This is a genomic window from Legionellales bacterium, from assembly GCA_026125385.1.
Classification (GTDB): Bacteria; Pseudomonadota; Gammaproteobacteria; order JAHCLG01; family JAHCLG01; genus JAHCLG01.
Window position 1 is genome coordinate 24,214 of the sequence record JAHCLG010000020.1, and the last position, 19,261, is coordinate 43,474.

Here is a 19,261-nt window from a genome sequence, read left to right on the forward strand (position 1 = left end):
TAAAATTCTTATGACTTAATATAAATTATAAAGAATTGATGGTCTTTCATTCCAAAGATGTCATCGCTTAACCCGCAAGCTTTTTGCTAATTGCGCGACCCTTGCCGCCAGTGTTGGATCATTGGCTTTTAACTCATCATAACGTGTAGGATTTTGCGTTAACCATTTCACTTTGGTTTTGAGTGTTTTTTCCAGCAATAAAATTTGCGCACGATTTTGTTCCGCGTTTTGTTTAAGAGTATCTAAGGTGTTAATCAGGGTTCTAATCTCAGTAAACGTATCCTTTTTCTGTATAGGCAAAGCGTCAACGGCGGGTTCTGCTTTGAGGGGTGTGGTGTGTTCGGTCAAGGTATTAAGGTGTTGAGCCATTTCAAATTCTTGTCGTGCGGCGTTCATGGCAGGTTTAAGAAGTTGAGCCGCGATTAATTGTTCGCGAATAGCTTCAACACCCTGAACTTTTAACACATCATTAAAATCCGTTTTCTTTAACCCTGGAATGGACGCTGGCATTGCTTGCCAAACATCGACACCTTTTAAGGACAGTTGTTGTGCTGCTTCTTTTAATGTTTTTTGCGAACTGGGATCTATTCCGTCGTTATCGGCGCAAAATAACACTTGTTTGGTTTCAGGGTAAACCGGAATGCGCTTAAAGTTTTCTACCCCTAACGTGCAATAAACGGTTAGTTCAGGATAGGCTTCTTTAATGCTTAATGCCGTTTCAGGTCCTTCGGCGACGGCAATCAATTGATTATTTTTGCCACGATTAACGATAACGGCCATCGATTCAGCGCTGGGTGATCCTAACGTCATTTTTTTGGTTCGAAGTTTTGCTTTGTTGGCTGTTTCAGCATCTAAGTAAATCAGTTGAATAGCACGTAATTTATGACGACGTGAAGTCGCTGTCACAACCAATGCCGGCATCGTGCGTTTTAATTGACTATTCCAAGTACTAGGATGATAGCGAAATGTTTCCGGTAATGTACCGATTATCCCACGGTGCTCGCGCAAATAACGTTCAGCCAACGTGTTTTCAATCGGTTTAGAATTTTTAAGGATCCGCATGGCGCGCGTAATTTTTGTCTGTTGTTCTGTATTCAGAGTAACCTGTTGAGAGGTGAGTGGTTGAGGATTAATAGTCAAGGCAATCAATTTTTGCAATTCCGTTGCAGCATTGTTGGCTTTTGTAAAGAAGGAAGCAGATAATCCTGCATCCAGCAGCGCGTATTGATAACGCGGCAAAGCGCGTTCAATGTTTTTAGCTACCGTTTTCATTTCGGCTTGGACGGCTTGCCATTGCGTTATTTTAGAATGTGTTGGATTAAAATTGGCATTGCTTTGCGACATATCCGATAGAATAGCTTGTCCCTCATCAAATAATTCTCGCCATTGCATGACTTCCTCGACTCGTCGTTGATGTTGGTTCGCTTGGCTTTTTACTTTTTCGATAGTAACGTTAATAGGTAAATCCAACGATTGCTCACGTACGATTTCATTAAATAACGTCGCGAATTCAATCTCCGATTGCTGATGAATAAATTTTTTCGCCAAATTATCGCGTCGAGAGATCAGGACATTAAATGTTTGTGTGGTTGCGGCAAGACGAGGATCTTTTTCACTGAGCCTATTCAAGTGTTGCCAGGTAATACCCACACGCTGGTTAGCGTATTTAAGTTTCTTTTCTAAGCGCAATAATTGTTTTTCTACGGGTGACAGATCTTTAAATAACAATTGCCGTAGATGAGTTTTCGCTGCTCGGCTAAGTTCATACTGATTGATTTGATGCTCTTTTAAGAGATAATAGTGCGCGCCTGGATCGCGTAAAATTTCATAAGCAAGTTTTGAAGTTTCTGTTTTGTTGCCTTGAGTAACGTTGGCAATATAATTTATCACTCGCTGACGACATAACTCATTGTAAGCCGGTTTATTGAGTTCATTGACATCGATGTTAAAGTAGCGCAAGGCTTTTAAAGCGGGTTGTAAATGCGCTAGTACGTTATCGGCGCAACGATCACGATATTGAGTATAGCGACCGGCAATCGTTTTTGCTCGGTTAAAGTGTATTTTATGTGAGGGATTATGTTCAGTATCTAACACCTTTTTCGTTTCAAAGATTTCGCGCCACGCCCTTCCGTGTGAACGCCTTGCTTCGACATAGCGCTCTACCATTAAAAATGCATTTTTTTCTTCAGCAGTTAATTTCACCATGAAATTTTCACGCTCAAACGCTTTGGCGTCAGCACGAATTTGTTGCCAGAGAATTTTGGAATCTTCATTATTGCCTAATGCTAAAATAGATCCATGGTGGGCGCTTGCATCGGTAGTAATGGCATGGGCGATTTTATGACGCTCATCAATCTTCTTTTCCGCAATAGCAGTAAGATAATGATTGACCCGCTCGCGATTGCGGTGCTGCGCGGCATAAATTTGCAATTTATACCAGCGGTTGGTGGCCCATTGCTCATGTTCCGGTTTTAATGTTTCATTGGCTAAGTGTAACGTCGTTTTTCCAATTTGATAAAAATCTAGTGCGGTTTCAAAGCGATCGGCACGACTAAAAATATGATCAGCTAATTCATTGCGTTGTGCTTGAAGCATTTCAAGATCTAATACTTGCTGACGCGAAACCGGTTTATTTTCCGATGCTGATGTTTTCAGCATTTGATAAATTTGGCCAATTTTGTGCGTCAGTTGAGTATAGTTTTCTAGGGTTCGGAATGCTTGCCGTTCCTCTTTTGATAAGTGTTTGAGTGTTTTGCGTTTAACATGTTTTGGTACTTGTTCTCTTAGGTTTTGCATCCACGTTAAATGCTGAAATAGAGGATAGTAAGCCTTGATATTTTCCATTATTTGGCAAGCTAATTTATCGCGTAATACCATTTTTCCGCTGTGCGCTAATTGTGTATAGTCTTGCATTACCAAGCGATTTTTGTATTGTATTGCGTATTTTTCTAACGCCAGGGTATCAAGACCATAAATCGTGATCGCATGTTCATAGCGCGATTTATCCTGCATAATATGGTATGCCAGTTTTTCACGTCGTCGAAATGCTTGCTCACACGCTTTAAATTCGCCGGTGATTTTAAGAATAGCGTAATTTTCTGCAGCGTAATCTTGAGGCTTTAACCCCATTTTTTGCATTTTAGTATCTAAGGCTTGCCAAGCTTTACCCACTTCGCAATGGGCATCAAAATATTGTGCCACTAACACGGCATCTTGCCGACGCTCATACATGCGCTCAATTTTATTTTCTTGTGCAAGTTGCGCATGGATCTGGTTGCGGTATTTTTCAGGACGAAGCCTGAATTCTATTTTTTCGGCGAGATCCGCTGCCAGTGATTTAAAATGGCGTTTTAGCGTTTCTTTCCAATCATTTTCTAATTTTTTGGTGATTTCAATCCCTCGACGTTCCGCAAAAGCTTTCGGGAAATTAAGGATACTGTCTTTTAGGGCGAGCCTACTTAGATCTCGCTTTAGGTCGTCAACCGTGGGATAGTGTGTTTTATCACCATAAATTTTTGTTTTGTAGCGGTGACGGCTTAACGCCACGTAAACTAATTGCCGTAACCAGCCGCCTTTACCCAGATACACAAAACTTTCATCAAACGTGGTGCCCTGTGATTTATGAACAGTTGCTGCGTAGCCGTAGGTAACATGGCGACATTCTTGGGGAGTAAAGCGAACACGTTGTTGCTTCTCACCGTCGAGTAACGCCTCAATCGATAAAACTCGGCCTGATTCTGTGATATCAACGTGAGTGATTGTCGCAAAACGACCGTTTTTTACACCGAGTTTAGGATTATTTTTAGTAAATAAAATACGGTCATTTTTGGCGAGTAAAAGTGTACCGTGCTGCGTATAAGCCTCATAACCGGGTGCTAATTGCTGTGCGTGAATACGAGCGCTTCTGATCGCTTTATTGAGCTTATCAACATCTTCGTTTCGGTAAGCAAGGACAATACGCTCAGTAAGCGGTGCTTCCGCACGTTTCCAATCGTCAACTAATTTTGCAATAGCAGCTTGTTCATCCGTTACCAACTCAATAAGCTGATGCTCATCATACGCGTCAATGGCTTTTGCTATATCGCCAGCGGAGAGTTGTTGCGTAGCGGTGCGCTGCCATTCCACTTTTTGACGGTAAACGGTTTGTATTTCAGCAAATCCAAAGCGCTCAAGCATCGCTCTAAATATCGCGCCAGGCCCGACCGGCTGTAGTTGATCAGGATCGCCCACTAAGACCAGTTTAGCGTTTGCTTTTGTAACGGCTCTCAATATTTTTAACATTGACACGCTATCAGTCATGCCCGCTTCATCCATGACGACGACCGATTTTTTATCCAGCGTTAAATGATTATTCTCTAAAGCGTAATTGAAGGATTCGATGGTTTTAGCATGAATGCCAGCGTCACGCTCTAACCCGTCGGCCGCGATCCCTGACAGTGCAACCCCGTAAACATTCAGCCCTTGAGACTGCCACACCGCTTTAGCCGCGCCAAGCGAAAAACTTTTGCCGGTACCGGCGCGGCCAACCAAACAGCGAATAGCAGGCTTACTTAACAGGTGTTTAACGGCATTGTGTTGTTCATCGGTTAACTGTTTACCCGACTCTTTTTCATAGCGAGCCAGTTCATTTTTGATAGTACGATGAGTGATCCGATGATGATGGGTTTGATGAAGGGTATCCGCTAACGTGATAGCCTCATTTTCAAGGGTAAACATGTTTTGCGTGGTATAGTACTCGCGTCCATCTTCGCCTAGTCCTAAAGGCAGGAGTAAATTGCTCTGTTTAATTGCCGTAAGTGCTTGTGTGAAAAGTTCAGCATCGGCGATTTCCGCACTTAACGCTGTGGCTAGTGTGCGTTCATTGAAGACGGCATCATGATGTTCAATTTTTTTAAGTAACGTTACAATACGTTCCGGCGTCATCCATTTTGCCGCCGGTTGTTCTTCAGCGGCCAGAGTAGAAAGAATTTGCGCGGTGATTTCAGGAGAGATCGGATGATTAGTGTGGGTTACTAAGTTATCTTGGTTATTGACATAAGTACTGAGCGCGTTTGCAACATGTTCATGGGTAAAATGATCACGGCTGATTTCTGCTTTAGCAGTAAGCAACTGCGGATTGCTCGCAATGCGCTTTAAGTTTTCCTGACAGATGGCTTGCGACTGCTTAACCCGCTCAGTGTCTAACCCGCGAGCTGACATATCTTTAACCGCTTTACCAAGATGGATCGTGGGTAAAAGATCAACGCCTTGATCTTTGTAGGAGCGATGATCAATGCGCTCGCCGTGACCGTGCATGCGTAAATGAAAATTCGCATAGTCGGCCCAAGCTTTGCGCCAGGTTTGTAATAACTCTTTTTTATTCCACGCCGTAACCTTGGCGCCAAAACCTTCTTCAGTAAGTTTGCGCATGGTTAATAACACATGAACGTGTGGATTGCCTATATCCCAATGAACACTCCAGTCAGCAATCATGCCAACGCTTACGAATTGATCTTGTATGAATTCACGAGCAAGCTCAATGGATTGCTCTTCATTCAATTCAATGGGTAATGAAAATTCTACCTCACGGGCTAATTGTGAGTCTTTACGCTTTTCGGTTCGTTCAACTAAATTCCACAATACTTCAGAGCTTTTATGTTGATCAGCAGAGTCTTGTGGAAGGGGGTTCATTATTTTCGGTGCCAGTAATGGATAGGCTTTCTGCTTAAGTACGCCATTAGACGCTAAACGCTGTGCCCAGTCCGGCGCATTGTCAGGAACAAGTAGGGCACTGTAGATAACACCGTGTTTTTTTCTGTAGTCATAGGTTTCACCTTCTTGTTCATCATACATCATTGTTGCACGTCGGTAAGCAGCAGAAGCAATAGCATTCTGCCCACGTGATCGTGATACGGTTTTGACATGAAGATGATACATGGCCATTGTGGCAAACTTTTCCTTGAAAATCATCATAAATTAATCCATTTCATTGTAGCGTTAGCACAGATGTTGCGCAAGCAATATATAAGTGCGCTATTTTGGCAATAGACTTGCTGGGTGCTTCGCACTTTGTTATTATTAATTCGATTTTTTGGTAAATTAATCTTTTTACGCTTTTTTATTTTTAGGTGGGGCGGAAATTTTTTTATTCATTAAAGGGGTGGCGTCTGTTTAATGAAATAATAGTGGCATAGAAAGTACAAGGCGTTATAGTAAGATCGATACGCACCGTTAGCTCGCAAGCTCGCCTTATACGCCCGTTTACCGGCTGTGTTCTTGTTTACTGCGTGGCGGGCGTTCTACGTGAGCATTGCCTCCCGTACTCGGTTGTGGCTGCGCCACTTTGATGGTTAATAATGGTTTTGTAAAATTAACTGGGGAAAATACCATGGCAGAATATGCAAATAAACTGTTAGAGCTCGCTCAAAGAAAACAACGATTAATTGAAGAAGAAACGAGACTCATTCAAAAACGTAAAACTGAGATCGCTAATTTAGCGGAGCGTTTTACCGTCTTAACCGCAACCGATGAAATCTTTGCAGCCTTATTTAATGAACTTGCTCAAGCCTTAAATGAAAAAAGCGCAAAGCTTAAGGAGTGGGAAACTCACGGTGCCCGATTTCTCAAATCACGCAAAAACACCACAACAACTAAAGCAAGTCATGGCTCAGCAAAGAAAACTCATTCGTCAGTATCAACGGACGCGCATGCTGGAACGTAAAGAAGATACCCGCCGCAAAATTCAATTGGGTGGGTTAATAAAAAAAGCAGGGTTAGACAACGAACCATCCGCAATTATTTTCGGTTTGTTGTTAGAAGCCGCTGAAATATTACAATCACCACAAGCAGAGCAGGTTCGCAGTCGTTGGAGATTAAAAGGCGATCTTGCTTTTCATCAAGATAAAAAAAGAGAAACACGTTAATGGTAGCACTTATTTTACCTGGCAAAATTATTATGACAGCATAGATATTCCGTGTTTATCAACAATATTCAATAATTTTAAAATCGCACCTTGAGGGCGTCGTTGCCCGTGCTCCATGCTTCTCACCATTTCAGGGCTAATATTGAGATACATAGCAAACACCGCCTGGCTTAATTTTTCTCGTTCTCGCAAGCGTTGGATGTCTTCCCCGGTGTAGGTGATCAATTCAGGCCGTTCATCATCCGTTAAATCTCGTAACGTTTTCTTGTCAATAAGATCGGCTTTATACAACCCTCTTGCAATATCATGAATGGTATCGTTTAAATTAGACATAATGATTTACCTCATAAAGTTCACCCAATTCAATCATATGAGTGATCCCTTGTTCATTCAGTTTAAGTAAAATTTCAGCGAGTACTTTTAACTTCTTAAATTCACTCTTCGTGATATTGTCTTTTTCATTTTTGGAAAACAAATGTAGCCAGATCACCTTGTCACCTTGATTAAAGGCTAGAATACTACGGCTGCCACCACTTTTTCCTTTCCCCGCTTTAGACGCTATTCTAAGCTTATAAAGCCCACCGCCTAATGAATATCGCTGCTGTCCTTTTTCATCCAGAGTAAAAAAATCCGTCACCGTTTCAATCAGTAAATGATCGGATACCTCCGCTCTTTTAGATTCCATTGCAAATTTTTTAACTTTGTAATACTTCAAATTTCACCATCCATTGCTATTATACACTGTATTATAATACAATGTAACATATATATCAAGTCAACACCAAGCCGCTTATTGAGTAATTTTTAATTGGGGACTTTTTATAAAGCCCCCGTTAAATAACAAGTATTAAGCTGACGTACTAAGCTTTTTTTGATCCTCTCTAATTATTTGGCTACCGTAAGCAGTGCGGATCTCATTCATAGACCAAGTAGCACCATAACGACGTGAACGTTTTTCAGCTGGACGAAAATACCATTTTGCCTTTTTAACCGCCCATTTAAACCCTGCGTTTTTTAATATGTCTTTGTGTGGTTTTGTGTTGCCATCAACCCAAACCCAGCACCCGCATATTTCAATATTAAGACCTAAATTGAGGATAGCGCGTAACGCATCCGCTAATATTTCAGGGTATTCACTCATGATCTGATTATCATAGACAGTGACGTTTTCTTCATTTTTTACGAGTTCATAAGCAATATTGATCATTTTCATGATCTCAGCACCAGCGGAGTTGCGATCAGGATGAAATTCTTTCGCCTTGGAGCGATAAGCGCGTTTAATGTCTTCGTTTGAGATGGAGCCTGTTAAGCCCAATAATTGCAATGCTTGAAATTTATTCATGATTAATACCTCTAATGTTGTTGACTGATGTTCGTATTGAACGAATTCATTATCTGATAATCCCCGCTAATTGTCAATCTTTTATATCTTTATTTTAGATGTTTTTATTCTATATTTTTGTTGACGAATGGATAATTGAAGCTTATGATAGAACCTAGTGAACTTTCATTAAGACGGTTTACAGTGTTTATTAGCTACTACCAGCATCAGACATAAAATCAGGAGAAGATAAAATGATAGAGTTAAAGCCACAACCCAGTAATCTTGCTTTGCAACAAGATATTTCATTTACACATATTATTAAAAGAACTTATCCTTGCTACGATCATTATACGAATGTCTACTTTGATCCACAGTTTAACAATTTCTTTATCAAAGAACCTGTAGGCAATGCCGAAATAACAGCAAGCCATTTGATCTTTTTCCCAACGTTGGCTAAAAAATTAAGAAACTTAAAACATTATCCTACCTATACCATTAACGTGGATTTAACAAAAATAACTCAAAGAAATGAGAAAGGGATCCAATCCACCATTGATAGCTTTCAACAATTAGACTCAGAGCTTGCGACACACCGTCAAATAAAAGCAAGTCTCGATGCGACGGTAAATAATTTAATTATGCTCTACAGTCAAGATAAAGTCATACCACGATACGAAGGTGAAAAACCCTATTATACCCGTCATGGCGGGGGTTTAAGTCGCGCCGGCTACCTGATTAAAATATCAGGGGTTACTTATTTTAATAAAGTCTCACCAAAGGTATTTAAACCTAAAATTGAACTCTACAGGCTATGCCCTGATGCGCTAATCAAATTACATATTGATCCATCGGCTTTTAATGCGCTTAAATTACCTTACATTCGATATTTAGCAGGCGGTGTGATCAACACTCCTATTTTTATACTGCGTTGTGCAAAAAAATACGGCTGTCGTGGAAAACTCGTCTATTGTGATTTGCATAGCGGAAAATTAACCACCTTGTTAAGCATTGCTAGAAAATGGGCATATCGCTATGCTCGTGACGTTAAATTCCAAATTTTTGAAGGTAAACACTAAATGAAACAACTCGGTTTTGATGTAAAACGTAATTTAAAACGCTCGCCACGAATTTATGTGAAAACACCCGATTTAAAAGTAACGTATGGTTCATTCATAGCAGACGATCCCAGTCAATTTGAGGGCTGGGATCACCTTAATGATGATCAGAAAATTGAACTTAAACATTATATTCAAAATATCGATGCCGTTAAAAATCATTTAGGACAATTAGTCTTGAATGAACAATCCGATTATCGGTTTCGATTACCATTGAGCTTTATTGATGCCATAGCAGAGCTGAGCAAAATTGGTGATGATGCTGGGATAAATATCAATATCTTTGACTCGATGCTGGTTGCTATTATACAAGAATTAAAAATTAGCATCAGTAAACTCTCGGGTGAACATAAAATCAAAGCGCTTGCCATTCTAGATAAGCTCGGATTAGCTGAATATAAAAAAATTGATCGTACGCAACAAATTCAAGCAATCTATTCTGAATTACTTGCTATCAGAAATAAATCAGAAAAATTACATCAAAAAGCCAACACATTATTCAATAAAGATAAAAGTTATTCACCCAAAGCTATCGAAGGAATGGCAAAAGGCGAAACGACACCCTCTAAATGGCTGGTTGCTTGTGCTATCGATGTGTTAGCAGAAGAAAAGCGAACAGTATTAACTAAGATCCTATCAAATAATGATATTTATATGCTGTGGTATAAACCGCTTGTGGATAATGGCAAAAAAATATTAGCCGATAAGTTAAAAATTAAATATCAATTTAATATAGACGAATGTATTAATAGTAATTAGGATAAAGAATATATATTAAATAACAGTGCTCAAAAAGATGGCGAGGTTAATATTCTTTTATTTATTTTAACCTAAGATCTTCTATGCCCAATGCCTCCGCGCACAATAAAAAAAAGGCAAATGGAAATTTACCCTCGTTAATCGTTTTTGTTAAGTTAGAAGTGGTTTTTTCAACACCTAACTGTAACAACGCTAAGCGTAAATCTTCATAAGTAAAATCACGTCGTGTTAACTCTATTTTTAACAGCGTGGAAGCTTGTTTTTCCCAACGGGTCTTCATTGCGATCATTGCCGACTTGAGATAAAAATTAGTATTCAATATAACTAAATCGTAAGAAAAAAGTCAAATTAGCATTGACATTAATAACTATATAGTTTTTCAAGCTATCGCAACTTCCTTAAACAAAACTCACAGGAGATTAAGCAATGACAATAACCACCGACCTAACGTCGCTTTGCACCACCTCATTACGGATGGCAACACCCCGATCGCGTTATCACATCAAGAAAAAACAGGTGATCCGAACATTAAAAATACTTAGCGTTAATCACATGAGAGGGTATTAATATGAACGTACGTAACAACCTTGAAGATCTCTTGCTTGATTTATCCATCAATATGACTCACCTTACCACGTATCTAAAAAAAGTACTCGATCACCATAACATTGAATTTGACGAAGCATTCATGGGAACATTTTCTGATACCGTGAGTAAATTGCACTGGGCAAGACATCATTTAGCCTTGTTAAAAGATCTGTTTATTCACCTTGAGGTGCTCAAAGATTTATTTTTTTCGTCGCAAAAATTAAATTAAACAAAATACGTTAAGGATTAGTAAGATCGTGAAAAAAAATTATCTAACCATTGAAAATCTTAATATCGAAGTAAAGCGAACATCGGTAAAACACACCCGATTAACCATTTCACCCCCTCACGGTCATCTCTCGATCACCGCACCTTTTCATATTAGCGATCAACAATTACACCATTTTGTCAGTAACAATCTCGATAAAATTCATCGCCATATTGCCAAAATAAAATCGTATGTAGTATTGCCTGCTTCACGATTTATCAATAATGAAATGCATGTGTATTTTGGACAATCTTATACACTAAAATTAATAGAAGCCACCCACGCGGGTGTTATGATCGTCGATAATCGGCTTATTATGTATACCAAAGCAGGATCGACGCGAGAAGATCGCCTAAAAATTCTAAATACCTTTTATCAACAACAACTCTGCACGGTAATTAACGAGTTAATGAAAAAATGGCAACCGATTGTTGGTAAACACGCTGAAAACTGGGTAATTCGAAAAATGAAAGCGCGGTGGGGTTCTTGTCATTACCAGCAAAAGAAAATTATTTATAATTTAGAACTCGCTAAAAAATCCATCGAGCACATCGAATATGTGGTGGTTCACGAACTCACTCATTTGCACGAACCAAATCACAGTCAACGATTTTATCAACTCATGACACAATTTTTACCCCAGTGGAAAACCCTGCGTCATGAGCTGAATCACCCGACCTACGATCACATCTCGCACACATTGCCTGAATCATTTTAACTATGGGATAGTTCATCTGGGTTGAAAGGATTTAATCAATTGGTCAACTATGATAGTGTATTCCGTGTGAACTTAAACAACATCACCGGCTAGGAGTCATTATTGTGAAGGACAACACAGTCAGCGAAAAGAAACTGCATAACAAAGAACGTATTACGATCCGCATTGATCGGGATATTTTAACCTGGTTTCGCGATCAATCACCCACACAACGCGGTTATCAATCGCGGATGAATCAAGCGCTGCGTGATTATATTGAATATTCTAAAAAACCTTTAGAACCCAGATTGAGCTGCCGCCCTATTTGCTCGCCATTGCTTGGAGCGCACCTTTCTTTATGCTCTTGACAAGTACCCTAATATAGAGTACTATTGGTAATTAAGGAGTTAACTATTGGATATATATAAAGTTGAACTTTCAAAAAATGTGATAAAAGATTTAAAGTGTCTACCGAAACATATTGTCTTAAAGTTAGGATCATGGATAGAGTTAGTTGCTGAAAGCGGTTTAAAAGCAGCACAAAAAATACCAGGTTATCATGATGAGCCACTTAAAGGAAATCGGAAAGGGCAGCGCTCGATCCGCTTAAACCGAGCTTATAGAGCTATATATGTTATTGATGAATCAAACAAAATTCATTTTGTTTCCGTAGTTGAGGTGAACAAGCATGAGTACTAAATCAAAAAATCGCGAAGCACTAAAGATGTTAGAAGAAATATCCGGCAAAAAATTGACGTTGGGAAATCTCTTATGGTCAATTCGTAAATGTGAAGAATTATCACAAGTTGAATTTGCAGAGAAGTTAAATATATCAAAACAATATTTATGTGATATTGAGCATGGCAGACGGTTTGCAAGTCCCAAAATGGCAGCCGAATATGCGCAAAAACTAGGATACTCTGTTACACAATTTATTAGACTTTGTTTGCAAGATATGATTGATCGTGATGGTATTCGGTTAAGAGTAGATGTAAACGATGCTGCTTAAGTTCTGTATCCACTCAATTTTATTGTCAATGCGGATGATTTTTATCCTATCACTTATTGTTTGGCTTAGGGTCATCAGTTCGGCACTATAGATTTTGTTTATCACTCTAGGTCAAATATCCTTTATTATTATTGGTGGCAATCCTTTACCCACACAAACTGTGGATAAGGTTGTGAGAAAGAGTTGGGCAGATGGCAACGTGCCTTGATGATCCTAGGGTAGCGTATTAATGGTCAAAAAATGACCATATAAATACAAGCTGTTTACAAGCGGGTGAGTGGAACGTCAGTAAAGAGTGGATAAATGGTATCAATGAACAGGTTAACCCACGTGTTTTCAGTGTTTGATGGGTAAATTAGGCCAGAAATACTTAAATCAATGAAAAACAACCTCGAAATGAGTGATTGAAGAGGGTCAATGACACCGTGTGAGATTTTGACTCGTATGGATTTCAGCCGTCGTCTGATGGCAAATGCTTGGAGATCCGCTATGATGCAACGGCTGACACACAGCACGGCAATGAATAAGGATACTATCTTTTAGATCACATGGAAGTGAACCGTGTTTTTTATCCTTGCCTTTATCGGCTTTACAAAAAAATAAGACTTAAGCGAGTTCTTCATCTCTGGCGAAGTTAGGATCTTCGATCGTTTCACGGAAAAGATGGCGAATAGTATCTTCTAACCCACATTGAGCTACCCCTTCCCGTAATAAAATAAATCAGGCTAGGATTTAGACGGAACACAATTGGCATATCCTAAAATTTTCTAGTGCTATATAATTAATGTACTATATAGGTGCACTCACCATCTGATTGGTAATTTTTTGTACATTATTGCACAAAATACGAACAAAGTCCAGCGAATACTAACACATTGACCTCGTGTCAGAATTTGACTCTAAAAAGGACATAAGGTACGGAACTTGCGATCACGATCCCGGCCTAACCTCAAATAGCTCCCTAATACAGTACCTGTAAAATCTTCCACAGGGTCTCAAACATCAAGATCCAGCCATTTTTTGCAAAATTATCTTGTGGCCATTTGCGTCATAGCATGTCACACAATAAAAACCTAAGATCTTATCAAAGCATTCAGAAGAAATTCTACCGATAGCGTTATTCATAACTGCATACAATACTCGCGGCGAAATTCCACTATACTCTGCAATTTTACTCAACCGCCAATGCGTGATCTGCCTAATTTCTCTGATAAAATATTGCAATGTTTGACGTTGGAAATGATCATCCTCGTGATTTAAAAGGTTCATAAATTACTTCCTTGGTGGTGATCCTTCAGGTTGATTTTTCAGGATATCGAGATGCTGTTTCGCCCAATTTAATTTGCTAAGAGAATCGGTAATTTTTACAGTAAGCTCTTTATCAAAATCAATATTGTTTGAATCTAGAATTTTTTTTATTTCATACGTAATAATCATCAAATTATGATGTAGACTACTAATAAGAGAATCCAGTGTGTATTGATCCACAGTATTTTCTTCCTCATTAAAATTAATCATATGGCCACCCTTGTTTTGCATGTATTTTTTTAATTAACGATTTTATTCAACTTCCGTTATTTGAGTGGCGAAAATTTCTGCTACTTCATATTTTATATCGTTGATTATTAGGGATCGCTTTAAGATATGCCCATTAACACGATAATATCTTTCCACTATAAAATCGCACCGCTCTGTACTCCATGTTTCGCATAAGTAAATTACTCTATGATTAGAGCGCCACGTTCCATCAATATTAATGGCTGTATAATTTGAATTTATGGGATCTACTGACACAAAATAGGCTAAAAGAGCGCTTTTCTTTTTATAGATAATATTCATCGGCTCTAGGGTTAATTTTCCGGTAAATTTTATTTCAATATTTTCCATTCGCTTCCATCCCAAACAGTAACGCTCTTGCACAATTTTTATACCTGTTATTTAAAAAAATATCATATTCACCATCGCGGAATTCACCGGATCGTGAGAATAAATTGAAGATCTCAGTGATTCTTGTAAAAATACGCGCATAGTATTGAGTGCGGATCTGAAAGTAATTTAAACAGTAATGATCCATTAAAGACTTTTTCACTTCCTCTTGCTGAAATAACATTTTTAGTGCTCTAGCGCCGAGGTTATTCTTTAGCCAACATGAACCTAACATCGCCGCCATTTTCTTTAGCGGCTTATTTAGTCGTCGGGTAGTGATTTTCTTGCCATGACTTAAAAAGTGCTGCCGTGCGATAACATAAAAAAATCGATCATCCATAATATTTTCCTACTTTTTTAAGAGGGTGTTCCTATTAATTTCGTCGTTGTGGTATAGTCATGCTATAAAATAAATAACGTTTAACGTCACCGTAATCAAAACATGAATAACACCGTTGCGGAATATCATTGAATGGATTGTATTAATGGAGCCGTATTTAGAGTCCTAAAAAAGGAGCCTAAATATGAATATCAATTTTATGTTGTGATCTGGTTTCGAAATAATGATCTGATCTTATGAATAATTTAGATGCGCCTAACATACATCATCATTGGACGAATTATGATAATGATCCGTTCTACCAATCTTTATCCGGGGAAGGTTTACGTACTTTTGCTAAAAAAGCTGGTTTAGTAAATGGATGCGACATCAAATTACTTAAGCCCTATTGGGAAAATGCCCAGTCCATATTGGACGTTACCTCGGGATATGGTCGGGTAATTCATGCCTTACGCTCTCAAAACTACCTCGGAACTATTATAGGTATCGAGCGTAATCAAGCACAATACGAAAGTGCTAAACAATACGTTGGACAGGATGCGCTTCTCATACATGGTGATATTCACGATTTAACCGTCATTCAGCAAAAATTTGACGTAATATTATTACTGTGGTCAGGTCTTGCAGAATTTCATCCTTCGGAACAGCCGCTCATCATCCGTAACCTCGCAAAAAAATTAAATCCCAATGGCTATTTAATTATTGATACCATTCCCATGAATGTTAAGCCGCTCGGTACGGAAGAATTTGCTTACCGTTCATTTTTGACCCGCGTCAACGATTCTGTTGTCCACACCTATGAAGCCACCTATGATGAAATAGAGTTATACGCTAATCAAGCCAATCTTAACCAAATAAAATTAATCACCGTTGAAACAGAGACCCAGCGCACGCGCTGGCTCTATGTATTGTCTCATTAATCCGTTTTTTGTTTAGAGATCCGAATACAACCACGACCAAACAAACACGATGCAGGAAATTCTTGGTGAGTCTTTCCGTCTATCGTTGTTCTCAACATTGGATCGGAGGCCATTTCGGCAGTATGCTTCATATCTCGATGCAACTCGGTGGTATTGTGAAAATAATCATATTTTACCCGTTGAAACAAATTAAAAAGAGACGTTCCCTGTAAATTAAATCGATCGGCTAGCAGATCACGCTTAAATCGGTTCATCAGCGATTGAATTTCATGTAAATCAGAAATAATACTTACTTTTGTTCTAGTGCTGGGTTTAAACTCGGTTGCATTGGGAAATTGTAACGAATAATACACTGGTAAGGGATCATCCGATTTCATATTAAATACTTGAGGCTGAATAATGATGGGAGGATAGTTTCTAATGTCATAGATATGTTGATACACATCCTGAATAAAATCCCAAGGACCAGAATTTATAGTTTGAGCAGGTCCCATACCTATTGATGCGCCAATTCCAATGTCTAGCAGGTATTTCGCTGAATCAATAATGAACGCATTCGGCTTTAATTCGTAGTCCTTGATAATTAATGATAGTACGAGATTTCGGATCGGTTGATTTCTCCAATATTCCGTATTGGCCCAACCCGAACGATGAAAAAACTGATAAAAATTATTCCAAGTCTTGTCATTGAGATGTTTAAACCAAGCTTCAGAAAAATAAAGTATTTCAGCAGTCCATTGGTTTTCTTGTTGATAATTCGCCAAAGCTCGAAATACTTTCCAATGCTGTATTAATTTTTTAGGGAGGCTGCTATTGATCCCAAAAGTTTTGATCAATTTTTTATGCTTTAAACTTTCAGCAATTTTAGGCAGCATAAAAACTGAACGAGCACCGGAGGACATATCCCAAATAAATTTAGGTTGTTCACTGTGCTCAGGATTTAATACCCGCCACGAGCCAAATGCTGTGCCAGGCATGATCAAACCACTTAACGGTAATATTCTGTCATCGAGTTCTAAATAGATCTCAAATGAATTTTTTAAAACAAAACTCACCGGATTGGAATTCAAATTATAACTCAATCCTGACTGAATATCGTGAGCAATACTGGGATCGGTGATCGGAACGATTTTTCCTTGCTCATTGGGTAATGCCAATAAAGAATTTTGCATCACCAAAGCACCATAAGGATATTCTGCTTTTAATAACCAATGATTATCATCTGGGCTTACTTCATCTATGATGGCAGCAAACTCAGGATTGACGTGAAAAACATTTTCTCTAATGTCCTTCCAGGTAAGTTTTTCTGCTTTACCTTTAAATATCATACTCAGTTTACCTCACTGTCCATCGAAAAATTACCTAGATTATTTTCCTATTGTATTTTGTGTAGTCTATTTTGCCTACATAATTAAGGAGAATGAGATCGGATCCAAAAGTTATTGCCCTACTCCTTGAATTTATCCTAAAAGTGGACAGATATTAAACACTTATCATTTACTTCAACTCATTCAATGCTTCTTCCCATCTGCCCAGATATTTTTCACAATATTATTCACAGATTGTGTGGGTAAGTTGTTATCGCTAATATTATGGTTTCAAAGCAAATTTAGCTCTCAAATCGTAGATTTTGACACGAATGGGGTCGCTATCCCATAAAGCATCCTCTATTCCGTTGATCTTATTGGTTTTAACATGATTTAAGCGTGGGTTTTTAGCGGGATCTCAATCTTTATTTTTCTCTAGCGCTTTGCATAACCCTTTAAGGGTTTTATAATTATTAAAAGTAAACCTTTAAGGTTGTTTAAGGGAAAAATTCTCGCGCACGTATGATCTGGATGAAATTAAAACTATTTTTTCAAAGGTCACGGCATTAAGGATCACCGCGAGTGGACTCAAAGGGGCACGTGCCATGGGCTTTGGTCGCCAAGAGATTATTGATACGATTGCCCAATTAGACCGTAAGAATTTTGTGAAATCGATGACCACTTATAACGATCATCGTGTTTGGCAAGATGTTTATCGTACTCATTACTTGGGATATGACATTTATATCAAGTTCCAAGTCGATGAGTTGGGACATTTTGTCATTTCGTTTAAAGAGAAGTGAGGTGATTAATATGAAATGTCATGCCTGTCAGATGGGTAACCTTCATCAACGAAGCAAATCACAAACTTACACGTATAAAGGTAAGTCAATCACATTAAAACAACCAGGGTTGTGGTGTGATTATTGTGATGAAGGTATTTTAAGTGGTGACGATCTGGAAAAAACAGAAAAAACGTTTGATGCCTTTAAAGCTGAAGTTGATGGCATACTCACTCCCACTGAAATTCGTCGGATCAGAAAAAATGTGCTGGGGCTATCACAAAAGGAAGCCGCTGAAATTTTTGGTGGTGGCCATAATGCGTTCGGTCGTTATGAGCGCGGTGAAGCCAGACCCATGATGGCGATCATTAATTTACTTAAAATGTTTGAACGTCATCCCGAAGATATTAAGTATTTTCGTTATTAATTTTTAACTGCTTTTACAAAAGGGGAGGATGGAGCGGGTACAAATCTGACTTACCCATATATATGGATAATTCTAAAAATTAACTCACTATACGTCACAACTTTACCTGCTTAAAAATATTCGTGAACATTCTTTTAAGCTTTTCTGACTTTATTCCGGCAAAAACATATTTATATGATTTGATATATACAGTTTTGTTTAGAGCTTTTATAAGGTTTTTTAAATCAACTTTTTCACCAGAGCATGTATATATATCTTTATTCACTGTAAATATTTTTCCATCTACAAAATCTGGTAGATTAACCATCATAAGTGTTAATTGGCTAGAAATTGGGACAAATAAAGTGCTTTTATTCGCTCCTAAACCAGGTTGATAAAATCCGTTCAGTGAAATATCTGGATGAAACAAATTAATGATCATATCTGAGGTTATAAAAGGATATTGATCATTTGTTTCAACTAATGCCCAATGCATGTTAGACAAATGTTGTGCGATAATTGATCCAATATTCAGCATAATTCTTAATAATGCATTGCGGTGTAATAGAGCAACATCATCTAGCTCGTTGTTTAAAATTGCCTGCCTGTCTTTTTCTATTTTTTCCTCACAGCATCTTATACCAGCATTCTTGTAACCATTATAGAATCCATCTTTGTGTCTGGCACAGAGGTCCAGCAATAAATTTAATTCTTCATCATACTGGGATTGTAGATGGTTAAGATAACCCGGTGTCCTCACCATAAGAGTTCCTAAAAACAAAGACAGTTTTTCTCGCTCATCACTGCCTGGAAAATTCTTATTCCTTAGTTTTTTAAATGCACTCGCTGCCTTCGATTCAACCCCTTCAGCTAGAAGATTTTCTACGACATTAATATCATCAATTTTTTCATCTCTCT

At 38.4% G+C, this 19,261-nt stretch carries 22 protein-coding genes; 12 read left to right on the plus strand and 10 right to left on the minus strand.

The window, feature by feature from the left end; all coding sequences use genetic code 11:
- Positions 1 to 60 precede the first annotated feature (60 nt).
- A complete protein-coding gene (locus tag KIT27_08450) occupies positions 61 to 5,952 on the minus strand; it encodes a MobA/MobL family protein (protein ID MCW5589675.1) in 5,892 nt (1,963 codons plus the stop codon).
- Between the two features lie 415 nt (positions 5,953 to 6,367).
- Between KIT27_08450 and KIT27_08455 the strand changes: the two genes are divergently transcribed.
- Positions 6,368 to 6,700, plus strand: coding sequence for a hypothetical protein (locus tag KIT27_08455; GenBank protein MCW5589676.1), 333 nt, complete (start codon positions 6,368 to 6,370; stop codon positions 6,698 to 6,700).
- Entirely contained in the window at positions 6,687 to 6,902 is a 216-nt protein-coding gene (locus tag KIT27_08460) for a conjugal transfer protein TraD (GenBank protein ID MCW5589677.1), read from the plus strand. The genes KIT27_08455 and KIT27_08460 overlap by 14 nt, the downstream gene beginning before the upstream one ends.
- Before the next feature lie 30 nt (positions 6,903 to 6,932).
- On the opposite strand, the gene KIT27_08465 is transcribed toward KIT27_08460, so the two are convergent.
- The 3 genes from KIT27_08465 to KIT27_08475 all read right to left on the minus strand — a co-directional run bounded on the left by KIT27_08465 (position 6,933) and on the right by KIT27_08475 (position 8,244).
- Complete coding sequence (locus tag KIT27_08465; GenBank protein ID MCW5589678.1) at positions 6,933 to 7,235, minus strand: helix-turn-helix domain-containing protein; 303 nt, start codon at positions 7,233 to 7,235, stop codon at positions 6,933 to 6,935.
- Positions 7,228 to 7,617 carry a type II toxin-antitoxin system RelE/ParE family toxin gene (locus tag KIT27_08470; GenBank protein ID MCW5589679.1) on the minus strand — a complete coding sequence of 130 codons (390 nt, stop codon included), beginning with the start codon at positions 7,615 to 7,617 and terminating at the stop codon, positions 7,228 to 7,230. The genes KIT27_08465 and KIT27_08470 overlap by 8 nt, the downstream gene beginning before the upstream one ends.
- A gap of 132 nt (positions 7,618 to 7,749) precedes the next feature.
- A complete protein-coding gene (locus KIT27_08475) occupies positions 7,750 to 8,244 on the minus strand; it encodes a DnaJ domain-containing protein (GenBank protein ID MCW5589680.1) in 495 nt (164 codons plus the stop codon).
- Positions 8,245 to 8,477: 233 nt separating this feature from the next.
- On the opposite strand from KIT27_08475, the gene KIT27_08480 reads away from it, so the two are divergent.
- Positions 8,478 to 9,302 carry a hypothetical protein gene (locus KIT27_08480; GenBank protein MCW5589681.1) on the plus strand — a complete coding sequence of 275 codons (825 nt, stop codon included), beginning with the start codon at positions 8,478 to 8,480 and terminating at the stop codon, positions 9,300 to 9,302.
- Complete coding sequence (locus KIT27_08485) at positions 9,303 to 10,100, plus strand: hypothetical protein (protein ID MCW5589682.1); 798 nt, start codon at positions 9,303 to 9,305, stop codon at positions 10,098 to 10,100.
- Between the two features lie 61 nt (positions 10,101 to 10,161).
- On the opposite strand, the gene KIT27_08490 is transcribed toward KIT27_08485, so the two are convergent.
- Positions 10,162 to 10,380, minus strand: coding sequence for a hypothetical protein (locus tag KIT27_08490; GenBank protein ID MCW5589683.1), 219 nt, complete (start codon positions 10,378 to 10,380; stop codon positions 10,162 to 10,164).
- A gap of 288 nt (positions 10,381 to 10,668) precedes the next feature.
- On the opposite strand from KIT27_08490, the gene KIT27_08495 reads away from it, so the two are divergent.
- The 5 genes from KIT27_08495 (at position 10,669) to KIT27_08515 (ending at position 12,662) form a co-directional block, all read left to right on the plus strand.
- Entirely contained in the window at positions 10,669 to 10,917 is a 249-nt protein-coding gene (locus tag KIT27_08495; protein MCW5589684.1) for a hypothetical protein, read from the plus strand.
- Between the two features lie 28 nt (positions 10,918 to 10,945).
- Entirely contained in the window at positions 10,946 to 11,674 is a 729-nt protein-coding gene (locus tag KIT27_08500) for a M48 family metallopeptidase (protein ID MCW5589685.1), read from the plus strand.
- Positions 11,675 to 11,778: 104 nt separating this feature from the next.
- Positions 11,779 to 12,021, plus strand: a complete 243-nt coding sequence (locus KIT27_08505) for a BrnA antitoxin family protein (GenBank protein ID MCW5589686.1) — start codon at positions 11,779 to 11,781, stop codon at positions 12,019 to 12,021.
- 46 nt (positions 12,022 to 12,067) lie between these two features.
- On the plus strand, positions 12,068 to 12,352 hold the full coding sequence (locus KIT27_08510) for a type II toxin-antitoxin system mRNA interferase toxin, RelE/StbE family (protein ID MCW5589687.1): 285 nt from the start codon (positions 12,068 to 12,070) through the stop codon (positions 12,350 to 12,352).
- The gene (locus KIT27_08515) at positions 12,342 to 12,662 is read left to right on the plus strand and encodes a helix-turn-helix transcriptional regulator (GenBank protein ID MCW5589688.1); all 321 of its coding nucleotides are present in this window, start codon (positions 12,342 to 12,344) and stop codon (positions 12,660 to 12,662) included. The genes KIT27_08510 and KIT27_08515 overlap by 11 nt, the downstream gene beginning before the upstream one ends.
- Positions 12,663 to 13,934: 1,272 nt before the next feature.
- Here the strand turns inward: KIT27_08515 and KIT27_08520 are convergent.
- From KIT27_08520 to KIT27_08530, 3 genes are read right to left on the minus strand one after another with little or no spacing between them, the layout of a single operon-like run.
- Entirely contained in the window at positions 13,935 to 14,180 is a 246-nt protein-coding gene (locus KIT27_08520) for a hypothetical protein (protein MCW5589689.1), read from the minus strand.
- Positions 14,181 to 14,222: 42 nt separating this feature from the next.
- A complete protein-coding gene (locus tag KIT27_08525; protein MCW5589690.1) occupies positions 14,223 to 14,549 on the minus strand; it encodes a hypothetical protein in 327 nt (108 codons plus the stop codon).
- On the minus strand, positions 14,536 to 14,928 hold the full coding sequence (locus KIT27_08530) for a hypothetical protein (GenBank protein ID MCW5589691.1): 393 nt from the start codon (positions 14,926 to 14,928) through the stop codon (positions 14,536 to 14,538). The genes KIT27_08525 and KIT27_08530 overlap by 14 nt, the downstream gene beginning before the upstream one ends.
- A 236-nt stretch (positions 14,929 to 15,164) precedes the next feature.
- Between KIT27_08530 and KIT27_08535 the strand changes: the two genes are divergently transcribed.
- Positions 15,165 to 15,848, plus strand: coding sequence for a class I SAM-dependent methyltransferase (locus tag KIT27_08535; GenBank protein MCW5589692.1), 684 nt, complete (start codon positions 15,165 to 15,167; stop codon positions 15,846 to 15,848).
- Here KIT27_08535 and KIT27_08540 read toward each other — a convergent pair.
- Positions 15,845 to 17,176 (minus strand): hypothetical protein, encoded by a 1,332-nt coding sequence (locus KIT27_08540; GenBank protein MCW5589693.1) that lies wholly within the window; start codon positions 17,174 to 17,176, stop codon positions 15,845 to 15,847. The genes KIT27_08535 and KIT27_08540 overlap by 4 nt on opposite strands.
- A gap of 506 nt (positions 17,177 to 17,682) precedes the next feature.
- Between KIT27_08540 and KIT27_08545 the strand changes: the two genes are divergently transcribed.
- Together KIT27_08545 and KIT27_08550 are read left to right on the plus strand one after the other, a co-directional pair.
- Positions 17,683 to 17,958, plus strand: coding sequence for a type II toxin-antitoxin system MqsR family toxin (locus KIT27_08545; protein ID MCW5589694.1), 276 nt, complete (start codon positions 17,683 to 17,685; stop codon positions 17,956 to 17,958).
- 10 nt (positions 17,959 to 17,968) lie between these two features.
- Positions 17,969 to 18,364, plus strand: a complete 396-nt coding sequence (locus KIT27_08550) for a type II toxin-antitoxin system MqsA family antitoxin (GenBank protein MCW5589695.1) — start codon at positions 17,969 to 17,971, stop codon at positions 18,362 to 18,364.
- Positions 18,365 to 18,458: 94 nt separating this feature from the next.
- Here KIT27_08550 and KIT27_08555 read toward each other — a convergent pair.
- On the minus strand, positions 18,459 to 19,261 hold an 803-nt coding region (locus tag KIT27_08555; GenBank protein ID MCW5589696.1), incomplete at its 5' end, for a DUF4238 domain-containing protein.

Coding starts and splice junctions, on each gene's coding strand:
- KIT27_08450 (MCW5589675.1), bottom strand. CDS start 5,952: ATGATGATTTTCAAGGAAAAGTTTGCCACAATGGCCATGTATCATCTT.
- KIT27_08455 (MCW5589676.1), top strand. CDS start 6,368: ATGGCAGAATATGCAAATAAACTGTTAGAGCTCGCTCAAAGAAAACAA.
- KIT27_08460 (MCW5589677.1), top strand. CDS start 6,687: ATGCTGGAACGTAAAGAAGATACCCGCCGCAAAATTCAATTGGGTGGG.
- KIT27_08465 (MCW5589678.1), bottom strand. CDS start 7,235: ATGTCTAATTTAAACGATACCATTCATGATATTGCAAGAGGGTTGTAT.
- KIT27_08475 (MCW5589680.1), bottom strand. CDS start 8,244: ATGAATAAATTTCAAGCATTGCAATTATTGGGCTTAACAGGCTCCATC.
- KIT27_08480 (MCW5589681.1), top strand. CDS start 8,478: ATGATAGAGTTAAAGCCACAACCCAGTAATCTTGCTTTGCAACAAGAT.
- KIT27_08485 (MCW5589682.1), top strand. CDS start 9,303: ATGAAACAACTCGGTTTTGATGTAAAACGTAATTTAAAACGCTCGCCA.
- KIT27_08490 (MCW5589683.1), bottom strand. CDS start 10,380: ATGAAGACCCGTTGGGAAAAACAAGCTTCCACGCTGTTAAAAATAGAG.
- KIT27_08495 (MCW5589684.1), top strand. CDS start 10,669: ATGAACGTACGTAACAACCTTGAAGATCTCTTGCTTGATTTATCCATC.
- KIT27_08515 (MCW5589688.1), top strand. CDS start 12,342: ATGAGTACTAAATCAAAAAATCGCGAAGCACTAAAGATGTTAGAAGAA.
- KIT27_08520 (MCW5589689.1), bottom strand. CDS start 14,180: ATGATTAATTTTAATGAGGAAGAAAATACTGTGGATCAATACACACTG.
- KIT27_08525 (MCW5589690.1), bottom strand. CDS start 14,549: ATGGAAAATATTGAAATAAAATTTACCGGAAAATTAACCCTAGAGCCG.
- KIT27_08530 (MCW5589691.1), bottom strand. CDS start 14,928: ATGGATGATCGATTTTTTTATGTTATCGCACGGCAGCACTTTTTAAGT.
- KIT27_08535 (MCW5589692.1), top strand. CDS start 15,165: ATGAATAATTTAGATGCGCCTAACATACATCATCATTGGACGAATTAT.
- KIT27_08540 (MCW5589693.1), bottom strand. CDS start 17,176: ATGATATTTAAAGGTAAAGCAGAAAAACTTACCTGGAAGGACATTAGA.
- KIT27_08550 (MCW5589695.1), top strand. CDS start 17,969: ATGAAATGTCATGCCTGTCAGATGGGTAACCTTCATCAACGAAGCAAA.